Source organism: Stenotrophomonas sp. GD04054, from assembly GCF_029836955.1.
Classification (GTDB): Bacteria; Pseudomonadota; Gammaproteobacteria; order Xanthomonadales; family Xanthomonadaceae; genus Stenotrophomonas; species Stenotrophomonas maltophilia_A.
Window position 1 is genome coordinate 78,243 of sequence record NZ_JAOECR010000016.1, and the last position, 6,830, is coordinate 85,072.

The 6,830-nt window shown below is 65.8% G+C and carries 5 protein-coding genes; 1 reads left to right on the top strand and 4 read right to left on the bottom strand.

What is annotated here, in order from left to right:
* Window positions 1-40 precede the first annotated feature (40 nt).
* Entirely contained in the window at window positions 41-1,000 is a 960-nt protein-coding gene (locus tag N7573_RS10135; protein ID WP_257472475.1) for a right-handed parallel beta-helix repeat-containing protein, read from the top strand.
* Here the strand turns inward: N7573_RS10135 and N7573_RS10140 are convergent.
* From N7573_RS10140 to N7573_RS10155, 4 genes are all read right to left on the bottom strand, one after another.
* Entirely contained in the window at window positions 974-1,258 is a 285-nt protein-coding gene (locus tag N7573_RS10140; protein ID WP_257472476.1) for a hypothetical protein, read from the bottom strand. The genes N7573_RS10135 and N7573_RS10140 overlap by 27 nt on opposite strands.
* 62 nt (window positions 1,259-1,320) lie before the next feature.
* On the bottom strand, window positions 1,321-3,510 hold the full coding sequence (locus N7573_RS10145; protein ID WP_279912391.1) for a PAS domain S-box protein: 2,190 nt from the start codon (window positions 3,508-3,510) through the stop codon (window positions 1,321-1,323).
* 206 nt (window positions 3,511-3,716) lie between these two features.
* Window positions 3,717-6,104, bottom strand: a complete 2,388-nt coding sequence (locus N7573_RS10150; RefSeq protein WP_279912390.1) for a Tex family protein — start codon at window positions 6,102-6,104, stop codon at window positions 3,717-3,719.
* Window positions 6,105-6,311: 207 nt separating this feature from the next.
* Entirely contained in the window at window positions 6,312-6,527 is a 216-nt protein-coding gene (locus tag N7573_RS10155; RefSeq protein ID WP_005410085.1) for a hypothetical protein, read from the bottom strand.
* Between the last annotated feature and the right edge of the window lie 303 nt (window positions 6,528-6,830).

Sequence of the window (6,830 nt, forward strand, 5' to 3'; positions counted from 1 at the left end):
CTTGGATGCAACTTCAACCACTCCACGGAAGGAACCCATAATGAAACAACGCATTTCCGCCGTACTCTTTGCCATAGGCCTGGCCGGTGCTGCGCAGGCCTCGGCATGCGATCTCACTCTCGACAGTGGTGGTGACCTTGCTGCCGCAGTGACCGCCGCACCTGGCAAGAAAATCTGCCTGCGGCCTGGCGCCTACGTCACTGGGCCTGCACCACTGGAAGTTCCCTCCGGCACGACCATCGAGGGATTGGGTGCGAGCATGGCCGACGTCGTGATCTCCGCCCATGGCTCCCCACAGAAGGCAATCGGGCTCGGCAGCGGCACCATGCTGCACAACTTCACATTGTCCACCGGTGCAGGCGGAAACTTCGGTGTACTGGCCTATCATCAGGACCGCATCATCATCTGGAGCCTCGATATCGTCGGCTTCCAGATCAGCACTGGTGTCGTGGGCGGGAAAGGTGTGGATATATGGGACACCTTCATGCGTGCCAACGGCATAGCGGGCAACAATGTGGCAGACCCGAATCTGTGGATCACCGATTCCCGCGACGTCACCATCCTCTATGGGCAGCTGACCGGACGCAAGGATGGCCCGGGGGGCGATGGCGAGATGGCCATCTACAACTCGAGCAACGTCATGATTGATGGCGCCCGCGTCATCGACTCCGGCGCCAGCGCCATCTATCTGGTGAACTGCGTCGACTGCACCATCAAGAACTCGGTGATCGAACGCCCTGGTGAATGGGGTATTGACGTCGTACAGGGTTCACAGCGCTTTTTTGCAGAAAACAATGCTGTAAGCGGTGCGAACTATGGTGGAGCGGTGTTTGAGACATCGGGCGGTACCACGGCAACATTCCGCTCCAACCGGTTCATTCAGAATCGTCGCTTGGGTGTTGGAAACTGCAACGGCATCAATGCAAAGGGTGGTGTTGCAGGCGTTCTATCGACAGGTAACATCTCTTTCCCTTCAGGTGATCTCTGCGTCTTTCCGTGAAGCATGGGCCTGAGCATCAAAAGCATGAGGCGGTACTTCCTTCCTGCCCGTCCGCCACAGCACGATGCTGGCGGCACCGATACAGGACAGCGTGAACACCAGCAGGGCGACCGCGCCGCCCTGCAGTACCGGCAGCAGGGCCTGCGCGTGAAGGTCGCCGCGCAGCTGTTCCGCACGCAGGCAGGCGGCCAGCGCGAGGCACCAGCCAACCATCGCCGGGGCGTAGGCCCGCATCGCAACCGGGTTCCAGACCTTCATGGGATCACCTGCATGAGTGGATGTGCGCGCAGTATTCGCGCACGCCCTCTCACAGGCTGAGATCAGCCTTCGGCGGCTTCGGAATCATCGCCGGGCAGCTCACTGGCCTCGCCCTGCACCTGTACGTTGTTGCGACCCATTGCCTTGGCCCGGTAACACTGGGCATCAGCCGCTGCCACGGCCTGGTCCACGCTCATCCCACCCGCCAATGGCGCGATACCGATGCTGGCACCCACATGCAGGCGGTCCCGGTCCCACGGAATCGACAGCGACGCCAGGGTGTGCAGCAGTTCACCGCCGATGCGCGCGGCACGACGCGGCGTGCAGCCGGACAGGATCACTGCGAATTCGTCGCCGCCCAGACGCGCCACTACGTCCGAATCGCGCACACCGTGGCGCAGCACGCTGGCCACCGCCCACAGCACGGCATCGCCAGCCAGATGGCCCCAGGTGTCGTTGACCGGCTTGAAGCGGTCCAGGTCGATGTACATCAACGACGCGGCCTGGCCAGTTCGCTCGACGCGGGTGATCGCCTGCTGCAGATGCACCTCGAAACCGCGACGGTTGCTCAGCTCGGTGAGCGGATCGATCTCGGCCAGATGGCGCGCTTCGCGCTGGCGCGCGCGCTGCTGGGTGTCATCACGCAGTACCCACACTGCACCGCGTACATGACCTTCATCATCGCGCAGCCAGGCACGGGTCAGGTCGACCGGGATCGTGGCCGTGCCCAGGCGCAGCAGAAGATCGGCGTGCAGGTCCACCGCATTGCTTTCCGGGTCCAGCAGGACCGACACATCCAGTACCGAGCCGGGCGCATATTCGGTGGTCAGTGCCAGCACGTCCTGCACCTTGTGCCCGGCCAGCGACAGCGCGCCATCACCCGCCAGGGTGCGTACTGCGGCGGCATTGGCGTAGTCGATACGGCCATCCAGGCTGACACTGAGCACCAGGTCGGCAACCGCATCAAGCGTGATACGGCTGCGCTGCTCGCTCTCGAACAGGCGCTGCTCGCTGCTGCGCTGGGCGCTGATGTCCTGGATCTGCGACACGAAATGCAGCGGTTCACCGTGCTCGGTGCGCACCAGCGACACCGACAGCCGCGCCCAGATCACCTTGCCGTCGCGATCGAGATAGCGCTTTTCCAGGTGGTAGTGGCTGCGCCGCCCGGCCAGCAGATCCTGCACCAGGGCCAGGTCGGTCTGCAGGTCATCGGGGTGGGTCAGGCGCTGGAAATCAACCTGCAGCAGTTCTTCGCGGGGGTAGCCCAGGATCCGGCACAGTGCGTCATTGACGTCCAGCCAGCGTCCTTCCAGCGACACCAGCGCCATGCCCAGTGCCGCCGACGTGAACGCACCGGCGAATTTCTCTGCCGACAGGCGTGCTTCGGCGCGCGCCTGCAGGATCTCGGTGATGTCGATGGACATGCCGACATAGCCGATCCGCGTGCCGCCAGCACCATCCATGCGGCTGATCGACAAGCGCACCTGGCGTGGCTGGCCATCCTTGCGCCGCAGTGTCCACTGCCGTGAATAGGTCTGCTCATCGGCGCGGGCGCTGAGTGCTTCAAACGCGCCCGGCAGGCTTCCGTCCGCAGCCGCCAGCGGACGCAGCCAGGCCGCCAGCTCGTCCGGATCGTGGAAATCACCCAGTCGCCGCTGGCCGACCACTTCTTCCGCGCTGTAACCCAGCAGGCGTTCCGCGCCGGTATTGAACAGGGTGATGGTGCCTTCGGTATCGGTCGCGATCACCGCCACTTCATCGGACGCGTCGACCACGGCCTGCAATCGCTGCCGGCTCTCGGCCGCATCCTGCCGCGCCTGCTGCAGCTCGGTCACGTCGGCGTGCGCACCGGCCATCCACAGCGGTCGTCCCTGCCCGTCCCATTCGAACACGCGGCCACGGTCGTGGATCCACATCCACTGGCCGTTCTTGTGGCGCATGCGCAGCAGGCAGACGTAGTTGTCGCTGCGGCCTTCGAAATGGTCCTCGAGCGCCGCGTCGGACAGGGCGATATCGTCGGGATGGACCAGCGTCAGGAACGTCTTCTGGCACACCGGCTCCAGTTCTTCCAGCCGATAGCCGACAATCTCCGCCCAGCGCGCATTGACCCGCATTTCGCCGGTCTGCACGTTCCATTCCCAGGTACCGGCAGCGGTGCCGTCGATGATCATGGCCAGGCGCCGGCGCTCCTCTGCCAGTTCCTGCAGGCGCCGCTCGAGCAGCCCTTTGCCGTTGTTTCCCTGGCCCGCCATCAATCCGGTCCCCGGCCCGCACAGGCGGGCAGCAGCCGCAGCACAACGCTGCAGCCATCAACGAAGACAACGGGTCCTGCTGGCGTCATGGCCCTCCCCAGCGACAGCGGGAGGCCAAACGCCCCCCTCAGGCGCAAGTGTGCGCAATCACGGGGAAAATCGACAAGTCCCCCGCCACGAATCAAGCGTGACGGGGGACACGGTCCTCAACTGCGCTTGGCGCGGGCGAAGGCCTCCGCCAGGGCGTTGTTGGCCGGGGGCGCGGACTGAGCGGGACGGCCGCCATTGCCCTGGCCCCGGTTTGGCCCGCGGTTCTGGCCGCCTGCGTCGCGGCGCGGCCCCTGCCCCTGGCCGCGCTCATCACGCTGGCCCGGGCGGCTGGTGGCCTGCCCGGGGGTGTCGTCCAAGCGCCGGGTCAGGGCGATGCGCTTGCGCGCCACGTCCACCTCCAGCACCTTGACCTTGACGATATCGCCGGCCTTGACGACGTCGCGCGGGTCCTTCACGAAGGTATCGGAGAGCGCCGAGATGTGGATCAGGCCATCCTGGTGCACGCCGATATCGACGAAGGCGCCGAAGGCGGCCACGTTGCTGACCACACCTTCCAGCACCATGCCCTCGCGCAGGTCCTTGATGTCCTCGACGCCCTCGGCGAAGCGCGCCGCCTTGAACTCCGGACGCGGGTCACGGCCCGGCTTTTCCAGTTCCTTCAGGATGTCGCGTACGGTCGGCACGCCGAAGGTGTCGTCGGTGAACTGTTCTGCCTTCAGGCCGCGCAGGAAGCTGCCATCACCGATCAGCGCCTTGATCGGGCGCGCGGTGCTGGCCACGATGCGCTCGACCACCGGGTAGGCTTCGGGGTGCACCGCCGAGGCGTCCAGCGGCTGGTCACCATCGGCGATACGCAGGAAGCCGGCGCACTGCTCGAAGGTCTTCTCGCCCAGGCGCGCGACCTTCAACAGGTCCTTGCGACGCTTGAACGGGCCATTGTCGTCACGATGGCGCACGATGTTCTCGGCCACCGTGGACGACAGGCCGGACACGCGCGACAGCAGCGCGGCCGAAGCGGTGTTCACGTACACGCCCACGGCATTCACGCAGTCCTCGACCCGCGCATCCAGTGCCCGCGCCAGGCGGTACTGGTCCACGTCGTGCTGGTACTGGCCGACACCGATCGCCTTGGGTTCGATCTTGACCAGTTCGGCCAGCGGATCCTGCAGGCGGCGCGCGATGGACACCGCGCCACGCAGCGACACGTCCAGCCCCGGGAATTCCTTGGCCGCGAACTCGGACGCCGAGTACACCGACGCACCCGCCTCGCTGACCACCACCTTCTGCAGCTTCGGGTTGGCGGTCGCCTTGATCGCTTCGCCAGCCAGCTTGTCGGTTTCGCGGCTGGCGGTGCCGTTGCCGATCGCGATCAGTTCTACGTTGTGCTTGGCGCACAGCTGCTTGATCGTCTGCAGCGACTGCTCCCACTGGCGGCGCGGCTCGTGCGGGTAGATGGTGTCGGTGGCGACCAGCTTGCCGGTGGCATCGACCACGGCAATCTTGCAGCCGGTGCGGATGCCCGGATCCAGCCCGAGTACGGTCTTCGGGCCGGCCGGCGCGGCCAGCAGCAGGTCCTTCAGGTTGTCGCCGAACACCGCGATGGCTTCGGCCTCGGCCTTTTCGCGAGCCTGGTTGAACAGGTCCAGCAGCAGATGGCTGTGCAGCTTGGCACGCCAGGTCAGGCGGCAGGCATCCAGCAGCCAGCGGTCGGCGGCGCGGCCCTGATCGGCGATGCCGGCCTTGCGCGCCACGCGTCCTTCGGCGTACTGGTGGCCGGCCTCGGCCTCGTTGCCCGGGTCCAGCTCCAGGAACAGGATCTCCTCGCGGCGCGCACGGAACAGCGCCAGCAAGCGGTGCGAGGGAATCTTCGCCAGCGCCTCGGCGTGTTCGAAATAGTCACGGTACTTGGCGCCTTCGGTTTCCTTGCCTTCGGCCACGCGGGCACGGATCACGCCGGTCTCGCCCAGCCAGGTGCGCAGCTCACCGACCAGCGCGGCATCTTCGCCCCAGCGCTCCATCAGGATCGCGCGTGCACCTTCCAGCGCAGCCTTGGTGTCGGCCACGCCCTTGTCGGTGTCGACGAAGGAAGCCGCGAAGACCTGAGGGTCCTGCGTCGGGTCGGCCAGCAGGCCATCAGCCAGCGGTTCCAGACCGGCCTCGCGGGCGATCTGGGCGCGGGTACGGCGCTTGGGCTTGTACGGCAGGTACAGGTCTTCCAGCCGGCTCTTGGTGTCGGCGGCCAGGATGTCGTTGCGCAGTTCGTCGCTGAGCTTGCCCTGCTCGCCGATGCTGGCCAGCACCGCCGCGCGACGATCTTCCAGTTCGCGCAGGTAGGTGAGGCGCACTTCCAGGTTGCGCAGCTGGGTGTCGTCCAGGCCCCCGGTCACTTCCTTGCGGTAGCGCGCGATGAACGGAACGCTGGCGCCCTCGTCGAGCAGGCCGACGGCGGCACGTACCTGGGCGGACTGGGCACCGATCTCGTCGGCGATGGTCTGGGCGATCTGCTGGGCGAGCGCGCTCTGGGCGTTCTTGGCGTCGTGCATTGCTTCAGGTCTGTGCCGCGTTACGGGAAGACCCCATTCTGGCAATCCACGACGGAGCCGGACAAGGCATTGACAGGGGGCGAGGTTCAGCAGCGAGGCCGGAGTGGACGCCGGCATCCTGGCGAAAAGAGAGCTCGGACTGGCCCTGGGCTGGGATGCCGGCGCGGGCGCGCGATGGTGGGCGCGCCCTGCCGCGTGTTGCGGAGGTCAGCGGTAGTGGCGGGCGGCGCGCTGCATGACGATCTCGTCACGCATGCCTTCCAGGGCCATCAGGCGGACCTTGCCGACACCCTGCAGTTCCATGAACCGCTCCGTGTAGAACTCCGGCCCCAGCGCGGTGTCGGCGCGGGATTTGCTGAAGCCGTAGGGCACCACGCCCTTCTCGCCATCCTTGCTACCACCGACATAAAGAACGATTGCCATGTGATGTATTCCTCCAAATTGCTACTGCGTACTGCACTCGATGAGCGATGCTGCGAGCTCATCGAGGGAGAGCTTACCGCGTCGAACCTGACTGGAACGTCACGAAGGCTAATGACGATCGGTTGCATGCAGATGACTGCGGGATCGCAGCAGAATGCTTACGGATCTTTAACTTCCGACTAACGAATCGGGGGTTTCCAGCCAACGGCGCAGCCCCTCGTGGGTGGTTTGGGATGATCGCGGAAAGCCGGTTTCCTGTGGGCTGGCCGGGTGGGTGGGGCTGGCGTGGACGCCGTGAACCCG